The sequence below is a fragment of the Anabaena sp. 54 genome (genome assembly GCF_017355725.1).
In the GTDB taxonomy this organism is placed as follows: domain Bacteria; phylum Cyanobacteriota; class Cyanobacteriia; order Cyanobacteriales; family Nostocaceae; genus Dolichospermum; species Dolichospermum heterosporum.
The window spans coordinates 48,248-64,750 of record NZ_JAAVWA010000030.1 but is presented as its reverse complement, the minus strand read 5'-3'; the positions used below and the strand labels follow the sequence as shown (position 1 = coordinate 64,750).

General features: G+C 36.9%; 16 protein-coding genes and 1 pseudogene. 10 read left to right on the top strand and 7 right to left on the bottom strand.

The features are described 5' to 3' along the window. Positions 1-121 precede the first annotated feature (121 nt). The 7 genes from HEQ36_RS21030 (at position 122) to HEQ36_RS21000 (ending at position 8,035) form a co-directional block, all read left to right on the top strand. On the top strand, positions 122-1,840 hold the full coding sequence (locus HEQ36_RS21030; protein WP_168636054.1) for a serine/threonine-protein kinase: 1,719 nt from the start codon (positions 122-124) through the stop codon (positions 1,838-1,840). 104 nt (positions 1,841-1,944) lie between these two features. Beyond that, positions 1,945-2,067 carry a hypothetical protein gene (locus HEQ36_RS21025; RefSeq protein WP_257720902.1) on the top strand — a complete coding sequence of 41 codons (123 nt, stop codon included), beginning with the start codon at positions 1,945-1,947 and terminating at the stop codon, positions 2,065-2,067. A gap of 645 nt (positions 2,068-2,712) precedes the next feature. Then, on the top strand, positions 2,713-3,414 hold the full coding sequence (locus HEQ36_RS21020; protein WP_053538978.1) for a Uma2 family endonuclease: 702 nt from the start codon (positions 2,713-2,715) through the stop codon (positions 3,412-3,414). A 238-nt stretch (positions 3,415-3,652) separates the two neighbouring features. Next, positions 3,653-4,417: a Uma2 family endonuclease gene (locus tag HEQ36_RS21015; protein WP_168636055.1), complete on the top strand. Its 765-nt coding sequence runs from the start codon at positions 3,653-3,655 to the stop codon at positions 4,415-4,417. 3 nt (positions 4,418-4,420) lie between these two features. Beyond that, a complete protein-coding gene (locus HEQ36_RS21010; RefSeq protein ID WP_168636056.1) occupies positions 4,421-5,770 on the top strand; it encodes a TldD/PmbA family protein in 1,350 nt (449 codons plus the stop codon). Between the two features lie 226 nt (positions 5,771-5,996). Then, a complete protein-coding gene (locus HEQ36_RS21005) occupies positions 5,997-7,070 on the top strand; it encodes an AAA family ATPase (protein ID WP_168636057.1) in 1,074 nt (357 codons plus the stop codon). Next, positions 7,070-8,035: a hypothetical protein gene (locus HEQ36_RS21000; RefSeq protein ID WP_168636058.1), complete on the top strand. Its 966-nt coding sequence runs from the start codon at positions 7,070-7,072 to the stop codon at positions 8,033-8,035. Before HEQ36_RS21005 ends, HEQ36_RS21000 begins: the two co-directional genes overlap by 1 nt. A 3-nt stretch (positions 8,036-8,038) precedes the next feature. Here HEQ36_RS21000 and HEQ36_RS20995 read toward each other — a convergent pair whose 3' ends face one another. Both HEQ36_RS20995 and HEQ36_RS20990 read right to left on the bottom strand, forming a co-directional pair. Continuing rightward, positions 8,039-8,308 (bottom strand): BrnA antitoxin family protein, encoded by a 270-nt coding sequence (locus tag HEQ36_RS20995; RefSeq protein ID WP_168636059.1) that lies wholly within the window; start codon positions 8,306-8,308, stop codon positions 8,039-8,041. Between the two features lie 188 nt (positions 8,309-8,496). After that, positions 8,497-9,141 (bottom strand): DUF3386 domain-containing protein, encoded by a 645-nt coding sequence (locus HEQ36_RS20990; RefSeq protein WP_053538971.1) that lies wholly within the window; start codon positions 9,139-9,141, stop codon positions 8,497-8,499. Between the two features lie 103 nt (positions 9,142-9,244). On the opposite strand from HEQ36_RS20990, the gene HEQ36_RS20985 reads away from it, so the two are divergent. The 3 genes from HEQ36_RS20985 to rlmN all read left to right on the top strand — a co-directional run bounded on the left by HEQ36_RS20985 (position 9,245) and on the right by rlmN (position 12,339). Then, positions 9,245-9,910: a LuxR C-terminal-related transcriptional regulator gene (locus HEQ36_RS20985; RefSeq protein ID WP_168636060.1), complete on the top strand. Its 666-nt coding sequence runs from the start codon at positions 9,245-9,247 to the stop codon at positions 9,908-9,910. 228 nt (positions 9,911-10,138) lie between these two features. Next, positions 10,139-10,972, top strand: coding sequence for a metallophosphoesterase (locus HEQ36_RS20980; RefSeq protein WP_168636061.1), 834 nt, complete (start codon positions 10,139-10,141; stop codon positions 10,970-10,972). A gap of 296 nt (positions 10,973-11,268) precedes the next feature. Beyond that, positions 11,269-12,339 (top strand): 23S rRNA (adenine(2503)-C(2))-methyltransferase RlmN, encoded by a 1,071-nt coding sequence (gene rlmN / locus HEQ36_RS20975; protein ID WP_168636062.1) that lies wholly within the window; start codon positions 11,269-11,271, stop codon positions 12,337-12,339. Between the two features lie 20 nt (positions 12,340-12,359). On the opposite strand, the gene HEQ36_RS20970 is transcribed toward rlmN, so the two are convergent. The 5 genes and pseudogenes from HEQ36_RS20970 to HEQ36_RS20950 form a co-directional block, all read right to left on the bottom strand. Next, positions 12,360-12,539 carry a hypothetical protein gene (locus HEQ36_RS20970; RefSeq protein ID WP_053541249.1) on the bottom strand — a complete coding sequence of 60 codons (180 nt, stop codon included), beginning with the start codon at positions 12,537-12,539 and terminating at the stop codon, positions 12,360-12,362. Positions 12,540-13,069: 530 nt separating this feature from the next. Continuing rightward, positions 13,070-13,279 (bottom strand): hypothetical protein, encoded by a 210-nt coding sequence (locus tag HEQ36_RS20965; protein WP_199924421.1) that lies wholly within the window; start codon positions 13,277-13,279, stop codon positions 13,070-13,072. A 288-nt stretch (positions 13,280-13,567) separates the two neighbouring features. Continuing rightward, on the bottom strand, positions 13,568-14,344 hold the full coding sequence (locus HEQ36_RS20960; RefSeq protein WP_168636063.1) for a sulfite exporter TauE/SafE family protein: 777 nt from the start codon (positions 14,342-14,344) through the stop codon (positions 13,568-13,570). A gap of 223 nt (positions 14,345-14,567) precedes the next feature. Continuing rightward, positions 14,568-15,140 (bottom strand): annotated as a pseudogene (locus HEQ36_RS20955) (DUF4351 domain-containing protein); the annotation flags it as partial. Positions 15,141-15,419: 279 nt separating this feature from the next. After that, on the bottom strand, positions 15,420-16,328 hold the full coding sequence (locus tag HEQ36_RS20950; protein ID WP_168636064.1) for a MoxR family ATPase: 909 nt from the start codon (positions 16,326-16,328) through the stop codon (positions 15,420-15,422). Positions 16,329-16,503 lie beyond the last annotated feature (175 nt).

The following is a 16,503-nucleotide window of genomic DNA, read 5'->3' as shown; positions in this document are numbered from 1 at the left end:
TCGCCTAAACCCTCTTCACTCTTGCCTCTTGCCTTTTGCCTTGCCATAACGACAATTTTCAACGCCAACCTACTTATGGTAAAATTAAAATATACTACTATACTTGTTACCTCTGAGAAGTATGAGCATCTACCCAGATTTTCAAGCACAAGGCTATGAGGTTATTAGAGAATTAGGACGCAACCGCGAAGGTGGTAGAATTACTTGGTTAGCAACAAATCTTAACACAAAGCAACCAGAAGTAATTAAACAGTTTTGTTTTGCTCAAGCGGGTTCAAATTGGTCTGGTTCAGAAGCCCACGCACGAGAAATACAGGTACTCAAAGGATTAGATCATCCTGGTATTCCCAGTTACTTGCATTCCTTTGAAACCTCCGATGGTTTTTGTTTAATTCAAGAGTATATTCATGGTTCTACTTTAGCAGAACCTCGCAGTTTTTCACCAGCAGAAATTAAACAAATTGCTATTAAGATTTTAGAAATTCTGGTATATTTACAAAATCGGATTCCGTCGGTAATTCATCGAGATATCAAACCCGAAAACATTTTAGTAGATGAACAAATCAATGTCTATTTAATTGACTTTGGTTTTGCTCGTATTGGTAGTCATGATGTAGCTGGAAGTAGTGTATTTAAAGGAACTCCTGGTTTTATTCCCCCGGAGCAAATGTTTAAACCCACAAATGCTACAGATTTGTATGCTTTGGGTGCAACTTTGATATGTTTATTAACAGGAATCAAGTCAACAAAAATAGATCAATTGCAAGATGAAGATGATCCTTATTTAATTAAATTTCGTCATCTTTTACCCCGGTTGAGTTTGCGGTTTATCGGTTGGTTGGAAAAAATGGTACAACCGAAACAAAAAGACCGATTTACTAATGCAGAATTAGCTTTAGAAGCACTCAAACCCCTTGATGTTATTCGTGTACCAGCAGTTGATTTTAGTGAGACGGTTTTAGAGTTGAAAGCGAACAGGTTGGGGGAAAAATTAACTAGGGTTATTATTATTGAAAATTCTATACCAGATACTTTATTAGAAGGTAAATGGGAAGTTGGATCTCATCCTCAAGACCCTCCCCATACACCAGATAATCATGCTTGGATTTCAGTTAAACCTGGTAAGTTTAGTAGGAATCATATTCTTTGTCAGGTTCAGGTGGATACGAGTAAATTGATGGCGGATAAGCAGTATAAACGTCAATTAATTTTTCATAGTAATGCTTATCCAGCTAGTCATACTTTGACGGTGAAGGTACAAACGGCGGCTTTACCAATTGAGAAGATAAAATTGCCCTATTGGCGTTTAATTGTGATGTTTTTACAGGTTGTGATGGCAGCCATGTTCATAAGTTGGAGTATACCTTATTTGACAATATCTAATTATGTATTCGGCGTGGTGTGCGGTTGTATAACGTTTATTTACTGTCGAAATGAGGCTATGGCTGTGGGTGTGGCTGTGGGTGTGGCTGTGGGTGTGGCTGTGGGTATGGCTGTGGGTATGCCTCCTATGGCTGTGGGTGTGGCTATGGCTATTATGGGTTGGGGTGGGGCTATGGGTATGGGTTTGGGTGTGGCTATGGCTGTGGCTGTGGCTGTGGACATTGCTAAAGAGGCTAAAAACTTGTTTACTAATATACTAATACTACTCAATATGAGTAGTATAGGATTGGGAATTAGTGTGGGAACGGGAATAATAATAGGCTTTAACACATTTATTTTGTTAGCACTCACTGGAACAAGTTTACCGGCACTTTTCATACTGCTTTATCCACCCTTAAAAAGACGTAAATTAATTGCTAAATATCGTCAGTCTGAGGAATCTTTAATTAAGCCGTGAAAATATCAGTCATGTAGGTTGGGTTAAGCGACAACGCAACCCAACAAAAGATATAATAAAAATGTCTGAATCAGGATATCCAGGATTTAAGGATTTACAGAATAATGTCAGAATCAGGATATCCAGGATTAAAGGATTTACAGGATGAAGAGATTAAATATTTATTGTCTGAATCAGGATATCCAGGATTTAAGGATTTACAGGATGAAGAGATTAAATATTTTTAATGATCACCAAATTCTATTAATCTACCAATTCTGTCAATGATGATAACAAAGCCTGATAGCGTGGCGTATCCCAGGATATATGGAATTCAATTGTTTTCTGAATGAACTATCTTTGAGAAACACACAATTATTTAATTATTCAACTCATCCAAATCCATACAAAAATCCTGTAAATCCTTTAATCCTGGACATCCTGATTCAGACAAAAATATTTAATTATTCAACTCATCAAAATCCAAATCCATACAAAAATCCTGTAAATCCTTTAATCCTGGATATCCTGATTCAGACAAAAATATTTAATTATTCAAATCATCAAAATCCAAATCCCAACAAAAATCCTGTAAATCCTTTAATCCTGGACATCCTGATTCAGACAAAAATATTTAATTATTCAAATCATCAAAATCCAAATCCCAACAAAAATCCTGTAAATCCTTTAATCCTGGACATCCTGATTCTGACAAAAATATTTAATTATTCAAATCATCAAAGTCATGTAGGTTGGGTTAAGCAACAGCGCAACCCAACAAAAGATATAATATACAGCGCAACCCAAGAAAAGAATAATATATATAATGTTGGGTTTTCTCAACCCAACCTACGTAATGCTATAATCAACAAATAACTACTTGGTATCACATCATGATGATTACTCAAGAATTAGAATGTAAAGAAAACATCTCCCAAGATGTAATATTTCCCCCAAGTGATTTATATAGTGATGAACCGACCGTGGAAACAGAACTACATCTAGAGCAAATTATGCTCTTAATTAAATGTCTCAAATGGTTATGGAAAGATAGAAATGATTTCTATGCTGCGGGAAATCTCACCATTTACTATAGTCCTAATCAGAAAAAATCTGAATATTTCCGAGGTCCAGATTTCTTTGTCGTCTTAGGAACAGAACGCAAAACTCGCAAAAGTTGGGTGGTGTGGGAAGAAGATGGTAAATATCCTAATTTCATTTTAGAAATTCTCTCACCAACTACAGCAAATACAGATAGAGAATATAAAAAAGAACTTTATCAAAATACCTTCCGCACACCTGATTATTTTTGGTTCGACCCTTATACACTAGAATTTGCAGGTTTTCATTTAGTAGACGGAGAATATCAACCTTTAGAACAAAATCAGCAAGGACATTTGTGGAGTCGTCAGCTAGGTTTATATTTAGGAATTTATCAAGGACTATTACGGTATTTTACCCCAGCAGGAGAGCTAGTTCCCACACCTGAAGAAACCGCAGAACAGGAAACTAAAAGAGCAGAAAAAGAAGCGAGAAAATCAGAACGTTTAGCAGCAAAACTGCGGGAATTAAATATAGATCCTGATACAATTTAATCCAGTTGCTAATTTACTCTGTTGCTTAACCTGGGAGGTTGTTTTAAAAGTCTAGATTCATAATTTAAGCAGAATACTACCGAATTTATACAACAGATTAAACAAACAAAACACCCTTTAGTCATGTAGGTTGGGTTAAGCAACAGCGCCACCCAAGAAAAGAATAATATAATGTTGGGTTTTCTCAACCCAACCTACGTAATGCTATAATCAATAAATAACTACTTGGTATCATATCATGATGATTACTCAAGAATTAGAATGCAAAGAAAACATCTCCCCAGATGTAATATTTCCTCCTAGTGATTTATATAGTGATGAACCTCCCGTGGAAACAGAACTACATCTAGAGCAAATTATGCTCTTAATCAAATGTCTCAAATGGTTGTGGAAAGATAGATATGATTTCTATGCTGCGGGAAATTTGAGTATTTACTATAGTCCTAATCAGAAAAAATCAGAATATTTCCGAGGTCCTGATTTTTTCGTCGTCTTGGAAACTGAACGCAAAACTCGGAAAAGTTGGGTAGTGTGGGAAGAAGATGGTAAATATCCTAATTTCATTTTAGAAATTCTTTCACCAAGTACAGCTAATACTGATAGAGAATACAAAAAAGAACTTTATCAAAATACTTTCCGCACACCGGATTACTTTTGGTTTGACCCTTATACACTAGAATTTGCAGGTTTTCATTTAGTAGATAATAAATATCAACCTTTAGAACCAAATGAAAAAGGACATTTATGGAGTCAACAGTTAGGTTTATACTTAGGAATTAACCAAGGACTATTAAGGTATTTTACCCCAGCAGGAGAGTTAGTTCCTACACCGGAAGAAACCGCAGAAGAGGAGACTAAAAAAACAGCAATACAAATGCAAAGAGCCGAAATAGAAGCCCAAAGAGCAAAAATAGAAACCCAAAGAGCCGAATGGGAAGCTAGAAGAGCAGAACGTTTAGCCGCAAAATTGCGAGAATTAAATATTGATCCAGATACAATTTAAACCATGAAACTTGAAGAATTATCAACTTTAGAAAAAACTTTTAATCAACTCATCGAAACTCTGCTGAATAAAAAAGCAGAACATGAACATTTCACCGTTAGACTTAGCAGCGAAAGCAGTCAATTTACCCGCTTTAATTCTGCCAAAGTTAGACAAACAGGTTGTGTTCATGATGGTTCGATTCAATTGACCTTAATGGCTAATCAACGCACTAGTTCCCGTCAGTTTCCCTTGACTGGAAATTGGGACGTAGATTGGGAATTAGCCTCCACCGCTTTACAAGAATTACGTGATGAATTACCATTATTACCAATTGATCCTTATTTAGTTTTACCATCAGGAAATCATAGCAGTCGAGAAATTAATACTGGTAAATTACTAACTCCAGAAATATTAGTTCCCAGTATCCTCGAAACAGTGACTAATTTAGATTTTACGGGGATGTATGCTGGAGGAGTTGTTATCAGAGGTTATGGTGATTCTAGCGGAAAAAAACACTGGTTTGTGACTGATTCATTTAACTTAGATTATTCCTTATTTATGGCATCAGGACAAGCTGTAAAAGGAACTTTTGCCGGAAGTGAATGGAATGAAGCTGCTTATTTAGCTAAAATAAATGATGGGAAACAGCAAATAGAAATGCTATCTCGTCCAGTTAAAGAATTACCCAAAGGACAATATAAAACTTATTTTGCTCCGGCTGCGGTGGCTGAATTATTGGGTATGCTTTCCTGGGGCGCTATCAGTGAAGCCGATATTCAACAAGGTAATAGTGCTTTAGCCGCTTTATCACGTCAGGAAAAACAACTTTCCCCAAAATTCACTTTAAAAGAAAATTTTCAAAGTGGTTTAGTACCGAGATTTAATAATTTGGGAGAAATGGCTGCACCAGAATTAGCATTAATTGAAAACGGCATTTTAATTAATAGCTTAGTTAATTCTCGCACGGCGAAGGAATATAATAAACCCGCTAATGGTGCGAATGGTTCAGAAACCTTACGTTCTCCAGAAATCAGCCTTGGTAATTTGGCTTTTGAGCAGATTTTACCCAGTTTAGATACAGGATTATATGTTTCTAATTTACATTATTTGAATTGGAGCGATCGCCCATCTGGCAGAATTACAGGAATGACTCGTTATGCGTGCTTTTGGGTAGAAAATGGCGAAATCATTGCCCCCATAGCCAACCTGCGCTTTGATGAAAGTCTCTATCGCTTTTGGGGTGCAGAAAATCTCATTGATTTAACCAACTTCCAAGAATTTATTCCCGAAGTGGGAACTTACGGAAGCCGACAATTAGGAGGAAGTTTAGTTCCCGGTATGTTGGTGAACGATTTCACCTATACGTTATAAACCTTATCAAGCTTAGATTCCCCACTGCAATACATATTAAGGAGGGAATTGGGGTTGGATCTTAATTCTACTGCTTCTTGGGTAGTTGGGGGATAGTTTTAGAAAATAATTTTGCATCTCTATTAGCAGGTAAACTCGCTATAATAGTGATCTGCTATTTTTAGCGCATCATGATGAATTTACTGTCTAGTAGAAGTTAAATATAATACAAATATTACGAAGTATTATGAAATTACATTCCTTGGATATAAAAAACTTTCGTGCTATTGAAGATATCTCTTTAGATTTTACCGATTTACTTAGTCGTCCTCGACCTATCAATTTAATTGTTGGTCCTAATGGTTCTGGGAAAACTTCAATTTTAGATGCCATTCATGTTGTAGTTAAAGTATTTGAAAATCCAAAACATCCAGAGTTAAGAGAGGGTTTAGAATACAATATACAACAATTAGTTAGGGGGATAACAAATACAACTCAAATCGCATTTGAATATTCTCTTGAAAGAGATGAAGCTGAAGCTATTAATGATGTTTATTCATCACTTGAATTAGACCAAAACTTTGATTTTTCAAACCCAGTTCCACCTTTAGAAAGTCCAGCAAAAGTTATTTGGTATTATCCAAATAGAAAACTAAATACAAAGAATTTATGTGATTATGATATTTCACCTGGAAATTCTATTAAAGTTTTGGGTGCAAGAGGTAGAGCTTCTCAGGCAATATCTAAAAATCGTCAAACTTCACAAATATTTGATAGAATTGGTGGAGTTTGCTATTTAGATCAAAGACGTACTGTAAGATTATTTAAGAGTTTTAATAAACAAACTCAGGAAGATCAAAATGCACATAGCGATGTTTTATTATGGTTAAATCAATATTACCGTAAAGATTTAACATGGAATGAAGAAAAATATGGTGAATCATATTGGAAAAGAGTTCAAAGATTATTTAATAAAATTTGTTTTCCTTCAGAATTAATAGGTTTAGAGTCAGGTCCCGATTCTGATACTGTGATTCTCAAAAGAAAGGGTGTAGAATATGATTTATTACAAATGAGTTCAGGAGAACATCAAATTTTAAGAATCTTAGTTGGTTTAGCAGCAGATACCGCTAAAAATTCTATTGTTCTTATTGACGAAGTTGAACTACATTTACATCCTGCTTGGCAAAAAAGATTAATCCAAGTTTTGCGGGGAGATGACTCAAATAATCAATATATTTTCACCACCCATTCTCCAACTGTGGCAGAAATGTTTTATGATTCAGAAATCATTAAATTGGGTGATTTGGGAGAAAAATAATGAAAATATTGGATGATACTTTATACATATTAATTGAAGGTGAACCTACAAGTCCCGAAGTTCCATTTATTAATAGAGTGATTGGCAACCTAATAAATCAAGGGTTATTATCAACAATCAAGTATAAAGTACAGGAAATAGGTGGTAGTGGGAACTTTAATTCTATAGGTAAATTAATCTACTCAAATAGTAAATTACATCAAAATATACCAATAATTGGGATTTCCGATAGAGATTTTCGTACACAAGAAAAAATTGATGAAATGGTTTTAAGGCCAGATAGTTATTTTCTACAAAAGAACTCTAAATCTGTAAAAATAATTTATTGGTCAAGACAAGAATGGGAAAATTTTTTACTTGAAGAGACAGAAACTATAGCTAATCTGTTAAATCTAATACCTACAAAAGAATCACAGTCTAAGACATATAGAAGCAACACTACAAATAGTGTAACTAAAGCAGAACTAGATCAATGGCTAATACAATATTTTCAGAATGCAATTATGGAAGAGTTATTAGAATGTTTAAGGTTTAGATTTAGACAAAGAGCCAATCTCAGGTTAAGTTTAGATAAACTAAAGGCCTTATCTTTACTAAATATGGAAAGTTGGTTTAAAAATCAGATAGTTAGTAAAGCTAGAGAATCTAGAAGAAATATATTTAGTTTAAAATCGCTGTTTCAAGATATGGTGCGAGAAAACTTCTGGCAATCTTGTATTAATGATCCTAGTCAATTGGATTTTCAACAAGCAAAAATATTTTTTAGAGGCAAGGAAGCACTAGATCATTTACTGACAACTGACGCTAAAGAATATCTGTCCATCCAAAATTTAGGTAAAGAAATTTTTAAAGAAGCAATTTTAAAAGAATTAGATCAAAATACAAATTCTCTGATTGTTCAAGAACTGGGTGAAATGCTACAACCTTATTTTCAACAAGCTGCCAATTTGACAGGAATAGAATAAATTTTATATCGCTCTTTTCATTTCAATATGACGGCGTAAAATCTCATTAATAGCTGTTTGATAGTCTTTGTTTTCAGCTTTAAACCAAGCTATTACATCAGGTTCTAGTTGAATAACATTCTTTGCTTGTGCTGCGGGAATTCGCAAAGTTGCTTTTTTAAAAAACTCATCAGTCAATGGGGGAATATCAGAATAGTCAATATCCTCATCTGACATTGAATCTAAAGCTTGCCAATTAGTCCGTGATATATTATTCAAATCTTTTGCGTTCATAACGATTTGCCTTTCGTTATCACATATTTTACAGTATTTTTCATCCTGTAAATCCTTAAATCCTGGAAATCCTGATTCAGACAAAATAAATCAAAAAGTCCCTATCAACTAGAACCCGTGTATGTAATCATTGTGGGTTCATTGAAGATAGAGACTTAAAACTGAGATTGTCAAAAACTACTCAAAATCTAACCTAACAACTCAATGTTAGAAAAGATGAAATCTTGAATAGAAATACGTTCTGCGATTTCCGTGCGAATTTCCCGACGGTTGAGAATGTAGTAATTACCTACCTTTTCATATTCATCAGTAAAATCGCTTTTACCGCCCTTTTGAGCGCCAGTTTCGGGGTCATGATAAACAGAATTGTAGGTGTGAGAAAGATATCCTTCTCCAGTATCGTGACTGCTGAAAGTGTCAATAGTCACAAAAGTACCGTGAATTAAACGGTGAACGTGGCAAACTTCATTGTTACGCACTTTGTACTTATCTCCTTCCGACTTTCCACCAACAAAAAGTTCTACTGCACCGGTTGCGTCAGTGCTACCATATCTAAAAGTATTTGCGCCGTGAGTTTGTTCAAACGCCCGACGGACGCGGTGAACGGCGATTTCCCAAGCTTGTCCGTGAATGGCTTTTTTAGCAGCTTCGTCTTCCACATTCAGAACTTCTGCCTTCATATTGGCATCAATCCGCACTTGACCTTTGATCACTTGGTCATCATACTTATAAGTAATATCTGCGGTATAGCCAGGGAAATTTTCATCCCAAGTATAACGGTTTTGATAGGCAGCCTGAAAAAGTTCTTGGGCTGAGATTTGAGTAACTGTCATCGTGCTTGTCCTCTGGTTACAAGTTAAAATAGCTTTTTATCGTTGCTGGTATTAGCATAGAGGTAATTATCGAGGTTCGCATAGACCCCAAATGGGTACACTTATGGCTAAAACTCTCCACGCCATTTTCCAAGCGATCGCCAATGTCCAAAATGAGCAAGAATTAAAACTAGCTCTCATGGATACCATTGGCGACCATTTTGCAGTACAACATTGGGGTATTGATCTCCTAGATGACCAATTAGATACTCAAATTGAAATTCCCGAAATTCCCGCTGTCTGCTTAGAAGCTAACCCTATTGGGCGCTATGTTGTTGAACGTCACGCCCCCACCCATGAGCAATTAATTTTATCCCCGGAAGACTGGAAAAACTATTGCACTCGTCACGAACACGTAATGACTGGTCCCATAGTTTGTAATGGTCAATTAGTGGGGACTTTAAATTTTGCTCGTGACCCCGGAAGTCAGCCCTTTGATAGTAATGATTTAGCTGATTTAAGTGCAGTTTGTTTACATTTATCAGCGAAAATGGCGACACTCCAAGCAAAACCAAAAACCTTCGCATCTGCTGGTAATTGTCCCCTGACAGCGCGGGAATTAGAAATTGCCAGATTAGTAGCTCAAGGTTTAACTAATGGAGAAATTGCCGTTAAATTATGGATTACTCAAAATTCTGTCAAGCAAGCTTTGAAAAGGATGTTCCGTAAATTAGACGTTTCTACTCGTGCAGAAATGGTATCCAAACTACAAGAGCGATTAGTTTCCTAATAGCTATAAAAGAATGATAGAGCATAGATCCCCGACTTCTTGAAGAAGTCGGGGATCTGAGTATTCAAATATATTACTCTTTGGATACAGTTAATATCAAAATCTTTTGTTAATGTATAAACAAATACGATTATATTCTGATAATTGTCGGTTGGTTTCAGCGACAGCAACCCAACCAAGGTTTAAAATGTTGGGTTTCCCGGCATTAACCCAAACTACGGAATTATTATGCACAAATTATTAACTGGAGCTTTGAGTACAGAAAAATTGACAGTAAAAATCCCCAACTTACCTCTATCATTAGCAGGATTAAAGCTGGTACAAATGTCAGATTTTCACTATGATAATGGTCTATTATCAGAAAAAATGTTAACAGAAGCAATTGCCGTTAGTAATGCCGCAAAACCAGATTTAGTTATTTTAACTGGCGACTACGTTAACACAATCGCTAAACCAATTCACCAACTAGCACCACGACTAAAAAATCTAGAAAGTCGCTATGGTGTCTACGCTATCCTTGGCAATCATGATATTTATTATCCCAGTTCAAAATTAGAAATTACAAATGCTTTAACAAATGTGGGAATTAATGTACTTTGGAATCAAATTGCTTACCCCTTGGGAGAAAAATTACCTTTAGTGGGATTAGCGGATTTTTATTCACGAGAATTTAATCCAGAAGCAATTATGAATCAACTCGATTCGACTACACCTCGGATTGTCTTATCTCATCACCCAGATACAGCCGAAATCCTCAAAAAATGGCGAGTAGATTTACAATTATCCGGTCATAGTCACGGTGGACAAATTGTAATTCCTGGTCGGGGACCCGCTATGATTTACTATGCAAAAATAATCAAAAAAATCCCCAAAAAAATTCTTCGTAAATTACCATTTTTACGGAAAACCCATTCTATATTACGCCACTGGCAATGGTCACAGGGTTTACATCAAGTGGGAAATAATCAATTATATGTAAATCGAGGCTTAGGAACTTATTTCCCCGGACGGTTATTTTGTCCACCAGAGGTTACTATTATTACCTTGGAAGTCTCCCCGTAAATATAGAATATTTAACCGCAGATAAACGCAGATAAACGCAGATAAACGCAGATGAAGACGGATGAATAATTTCTTCCTTTGCTTCTTTGCCCCTACCCTGTGGGATCTCTCAGCGAGATTGCGCGAAACAAAAACAGGCGTTGGTGAATGAAAGTATGAGTTAGTCTCACGCAAAGGCGCAAAGGCGCAAAGATTAAGAGTTTCAGAAAGGGAATTTTTGATTTTCATACCTCAATTCAGCAATACCCAAAAACAATATAGTAGAATAGAAAATTAGCATCAAATTGTGATTTCTTATGTCTGCTACGCCGTTTGTATCTCAGCTAGATTCTCCTAACTCCACTAAATCTGAACTTCTTCCCCCTCTCCTTGGTGCTTCCGTGACGGAGTTAACTGCTTGGGTACAGCAGCAGGGACAACCCGGTTATCGGGGTAAGCAATTGCATGATTGGATCTATAATAAGAGTGTGCGATCGCTCGCTGATATTTCTGTATTTCCGAAAAATTGGCGTTTGGAAGTTGCAGATATTCCCATAGGTCGTTCTTCTCTACATTACCGTTCTGTTGCCCCCGATGATACCGTCAAATATCTCCTCAAATTAGCTGACGGGGAAATTGTGGAAACAGTGGGTATTCCCAGCGATAAACGGTTAACAGTCTGCGTTTCTACTCAAGTCGGCTGTCCAATGGCTTGTGATTTCTGTGCGACTGGGAAAGGTGGCTATAAGCGTAATCTTACCCGTGCGGAAATTGTTGATCAAGTCCTGACTGTCCAAGAAGATTTTCAAGAACGGGTGAGTAATGTGGTATTCATGGGCATGGGTGAACCATTGTTGAATACGGAAAATGTGCTTTTAGCGATTAAATCCATTAATCAAGATATGGGAATTGGTGCGCGATCGCTTACACTATCTACTGTAGGCATCCGCGATCGCATTTTGCAAGTCGCTGCACACCAACTGCAAATTACCCTCGCTGTCAGCCTCCACGCACCCAACCAAGGATTACGGGAACAACTCATTCCCAGTGCTAAACCCTACCCCATAGAAGACTTACTTGCAGAATGTCGAGAATACGTAGAAATAACTGGACGCAGAGTTACCTTTGAATACATACTTCTCGCTGGAGTCAACGACTTACCCGAACACGCCTTAGAACTATCAAAACGTCTGCGAGGATTTCAAAGTCACGTTAACTTAATCCCCTACAATCCCATAGAAGAAGTAGATTACAAAAGACCAACCCGCGACCGAATCGAAGCCTTTGTCAACGTTCTTCAACAACAAAATACCGCCGTCAGTGTCCGTTATTCTCGCGGTTTAGAAGCCGATGCTGCTTGTGGACAATTAAGAACAACAAAAAGGTAATTTGTCAATAAAATTGTCAATTATTTCCTAGCATAAATTCCTGGTGCATAAGCCTCAATCACCTTACCCGTGCGAGTGCAAGTGATCATCAAATAATCGCAACTAGGACATTGTGTTCTGGTAACTTGACTATCAGCAATATAGTGACGTTCAGCCGCACTACCGCAATTTGGGCAATGAATCTTTTGTGATGCTTGCATTTTAAAACCCCTGAAATTAATAACTTTTGAGAAAAAGCGAAAAAACCTGTTTAATTATTGTGAATGTAAAAAAGTTGATATCTTTGGTCATTATCTTAAACTTGATAGTTTTTATCATCATGCCTCAGATATATAAATTTACTTTAGATCTAACTTTTCTTAGATTAGCCGTGATCCCTATGGTGTAATCCTTGAGACAGTCCTGTTTATTTTTTGGGAAAAAATAGGTTATTTTTCCATTCAAGCGTTACTAGATAGGAAAAACTGTAATCAAAGTCACAAAATCAATAGTTTTATATTTAATTAATATTTGCATAAACAAGACACCCCTCCCACAGTCATACAATTATTGTGAGCTAAGTTTCTAGCCCGTCCATTTAGTATTTATAGTGACATACTAGGAAAATAGGCGTTGCTGAACTCAGGTATGAAATTCCCAAATTAAACCTTTAAAACTCTGAACTTTGCGTCTTTGCGCCTTTGCGTGAGACTAAAATTCATACCCTTAATCAGCAACACCGGAAAATATATTAAGTAGGTGGGCGGAGGAAAATCAAAATATATAAATCGCTCAATTTTCCAGACTTGATATTACTTCTAACTTCTTCTAAATCCTCCTGATAGCGCAGCGTGGCGTTAGCCATACTCCTGAATGGGCGCAGGCCCTGCGCCCCTACCTCCTGATAGCGTTTACGTAGTGTGCCGAAGGCATAGCCGTTAGCCATACTTCTAGCCCTCACAGATAACTTTTATGGCTTACGCTACGCTATCAGCAAACCTTAACGGAACACCAAAAAACAAATTACCCAATTTTGTGGGATGGGCAGGATGCCCATCCTTGATGATTAGCGGGCAATTCGTCCCGCACCACAAGAAATTTTTGGGTATTTTTTTAATTGGAAGTCCCTTGTTGTGTTCACCTACTTAGTCCGTTTCAACGGACTTGAGCTATGAGACAGGGAATTTATTCCCTGGCGGTTGTGGAAGGCAAAAGATAAGCCGTTTTGAGTATAATTGTATCCACCTGCTTAACCATGAATAAAAAAGTAAGTAGTCATCCCAAAAGCCACCACTATCACAAATTTCCTCACCAAATTAGGTTCTAGTCTGCGGGCAAAATGAGCGCATAAATAACCACCCAGAGAACCACCAACCGCCATTATAATAACTTGATGCCAAGCAATCAAATTAGCGAACATAAAGGGAATAATAGCCACACCATTAATGCAACTACCTAATAAAGTTTTAAAAGCATTAATAGAGTGAATATTTTTAATCCCTAAAAAGGTTAAAGTTGCCAACATTAAAATGCCTACACCCGCACCAAAAAAACCACCATATATAGAGATTGCTAATTGAGAAATTAGGAGAATCAATAAAGGTGGCGGTGCAGAAATATCATTTTTACTCTGAAGTTGCAGCCAGTTTTTTAGAGATTCACTGAATGTAAATATTAATGTTGCTGATAGTAATAAATAGGGCAGCATCTTTTTAAACACATCCGGTGATGTATATAACAAAGCCACTGAACCAATCACACCACCAACTAAACTTGTGCCGGCTAGTAATAATAATTGTCTTTTTTCAATATTCAAGTCTTGACGATATGCCCTTGCACTAGCGATCGCTGCTATCCACAAAGCAGTATTATTTGTAGCATTAGCGGTAATTGGTGCGACACCCGTAAATATTAGGGTAGGAAATGTAATGAAACTACCACCACCCGCGACAGCATTAAGTCCACCCGCAATGAACGCGGTACTAAAGAGAAGCAAACTATGAATCAAAGTTAAATCTTGCGGCATTTTTTGTAATTAATAAACCTAATTATACTGTTATACGGTAAATACTGTAAGTTTATCGAATTATCGTTGATTTAACTAACACTAAAACCAAATGCAATATTAAAAATAATAAGATAATATTGTTTTTTTGCCTCAACCCAAGGGACAAAAATAAGTTGTACTGGATTTAATTCGGATTATTTTGTATATTTTTTCGCGGGCAAGATGCCCGCACCACATATTTTTACTGATGAGATTCTAACCAGTTGAATAAATCCTCAATAGCTGTAAAATCTAGTAACGCCTCACCGAGTGATTCCAACTGATTTAAAGAAAGAGTTTGAATTTTTTTCCTAACTTCTTCCGGTAAATTTCCTACCCGTTTTTGTAGTAGTCGAACCACAAGATTTTGCTCACCTTCTTGTTTACCTTCTTGTTTACCTTCTGCTATTCCTCGCTCATAGCCAATGCGCTCACCTGTAGTAATATAGGTCATAGTTCGCTCCTGTTCAAATTGTTTAAAATCTTGCCAAAACTCTGCTTCTAATGCCTTTGGTAACATCATAACCCAGTCTATAAAGCGGTAAAGGTTACGAATATCCTTTTCTTGCAATCCTTGTTCATACAATCGGCGAATTAAACTAAATTTCCAGGCTTTGCGTTCTTGTGGTTTTTTACTGGTTTGTTGTGTTTTTAAATGTGCCATTACCACCGTTGCAAAAGGATTATCGCTGGCTTCTAATTCTGTCCAACGGTTTTGGTAATCTAGCAATTTGACTGTACCAAATTCAAAGTTTAACTTGGTATCAGGATAATGGTTCTACCGCTTTTCTTGTGATCAAACATCCTGATTAGGCATCCATAACCATTGCTGTATATGGGTTTGATGCAAATTAATCTGCGATCGCAAAACACTCCGCCTATTTTGCAAAAATTAAAACCTCAAATCCAATCATAGCAATAGTTTCAGCCATATTTTACCGAAAATATTGGGAGCAATAGAAGCAATTTTTTAATCTAAAATCTAAAATCCAAAATCTAAAATTCCCAGTCAAAATAGGTTTTTGGGAGGTTGTACCCCCCGTAATATTTTATATTAAGGAATAGGCACAGATCGTAATAATCGTTCAACTATAGTTTTTGTATTGCGTCCCCCTCTAGGAATCAGACGATGACAAAGAACGTGCGGTGCGAGAAACTTAACATCATCAGGAAGAGCATATTCCCTACCTAAAATAAAAGCCAAGGCTTGAGCGGCTTTTTGTAAAGCTACAGTACCACGAGGACTAACACCAAGAGTGATTTCTTCATCCTGTCTAGTAGTCCGCACCAATTCTAAAATGTATTGTTGCAAAGATGCTTCTACCTTGACTTGGGAACAAGCTTGGCGTAATGCTTGGACTTCTTCTAAAGTAATACAAGGCTGTAAATCAGCAACCTTTAAACCAGCTTGCAGATTTTGCAGCATTTGCATTTCTTCAGATTCCGAAGGATAACCCAAACTTAAAGACAGCATAAATCGGTCCATTTGCGCTTCTGGGAGGGGAAACGTCCCTTGGTACTCAATGGGGTTTTGGGTAGCAATTACAAAGAATGGCTGAGGAACTAGACGAGAAACACCATCAACTGTGACTTGATGTTCTTCCATTACTTCCAGTAAAGCTGACTGGGTACGGGGTGTAGCGCGGTTAATTTCATCCGCTAATAGGACGTTAGCAAATACAGGACCTTGTAGAAATGTAAATTCTCCAGTTTTAGGATTCCAAATATTTGTACCAGTGATATCTGTAGGGAGTAAGTCAGGGGTACATTGTAACCGTTGAAATTTACCATCTACAGAACGAGCCAGAGATTTGGCTAAAAGGGTTTTACCGACACCGGGGACATCTTCTAATAAAGCATGACCACCACCCAGTACAGCTACTATCACTAAGCGTATAGCTTTATGTTTACCAACGATGGTACGAGCCAAATTTTGTGTTAAAGCGTCAATTTTTTCTCTCATGCAGTACCTGGGGGGAAATGGAGAAGGCTTACTTCTGAGTTTTGACTAAAAACTTGTTTAATAGTTTAGCCTTTTCTACAGTATTCCCACGTAATAATCCTAATCCAGTATAAGAATTAAAAATTTCTGGAGTTGCTAAACCACCGACGCAAGGAGAAAAAAATCAAAAAACAGT

Bases quoted from the DNA above. Each gene is read 5' to 3' on its own strand.
- HEQ36_RS20995 (WP_168636059.1), bottom strand. From the start codon at position 8,308: ATGAACGCAAAAGATTTGAATAATATATCACGGACTAATTGGCAAGCT.
- HEQ36_RS21025 (WP_257720902.1), top strand. From the start codon at position 1,945: ATGTCAGAATCAGGATATCCAGGATTAAAGGATTTACAGGATGAAGAG.
- HEQ36_RS20960 (WP_168636063.1), bottom strand. From the start codon at position 14,344: ATGCCGCAAGATTTAACTTTGATTCATAGTTTGCTTCTCTTTAGTACC.
- HEQ36_RS20970 (WP_053541249.1), bottom strand. From the start codon at position 12,539: ATGCAAGCATCACAAAAGATTCATTGCCCAAATTGCGGTAGTGCGGCT.
- HEQ36_RS21020 (WP_053538978.1), top strand. From the start codon at position 2,713: ATGATGATTACTCAAGAATTAGAATGTAAAGAAAACATCTCCCAAGAT.
- HEQ36_RS21000 (WP_168636058.1), top strand. From the start codon at position 7,070: ATGAAAATATTGGATGATACTTTATACATATTAATTGAAGGTGAACCT.
- HEQ36_RS21030 (WP_168636054.1), top strand. From the start codon at position 122: ATGAGCATCTACCCAGATTTTCAAGCACAAGGCTATGAGGTTATTAGA.
- HEQ36_RS20980 (WP_168636061.1), top strand. From the start codon at position 10,139: ATGCACAAATTATTAACTGGAGCTTTGAGTACAGAAAAATTGACAGTA.
- rlmN (WP_168636062.1), top strand. From the start codon at position 11,269: ATGTCTGCTACGCCGTTTGTATCTCAGCTAGATTCTCCTAACTCCACT.
- HEQ36_RS20990 (WP_053538971.1), bottom strand. From the start codon at position 9,141: ATGACAGTTACTCAAATCTCAGCCCAAGAACTTTTTCAGGCTGCCTAT.
- HEQ36_RS20985 (WP_168636060.1), top strand. From the start codon at position 9,245: ATGGCTAAAACTCTCCACGCCATTTTCCAAGCGATCGCCAATGTCCAA.
- HEQ36_RS20950 (WP_168636064.1), bottom strand. From the start codon at position 16,328: ATGAGAGAAAAAATTGACGCTTTAACACAAAATTTGGCTCGTACCATC.
- HEQ36_RS21005 (WP_168636057.1), top strand. From the start codon at position 5,997: ATGAAATTACATTCCTTGGATATAAAAAACTTTCGTGCTATTGAAGAT.
- HEQ36_RS21010 (WP_168636056.1), top strand. From the start codon at position 4,421: ATGAAACTTGAAGAATTATCAACTTTAGAAAAAACTTTTAATCAACTC.
- HEQ36_RS21015 (WP_168636055.1), top strand. From the start codon at position 3,653: ATGATGATTACTCAAGAATTAGAATGCAAAGAAAACATCTCCCCAGAT.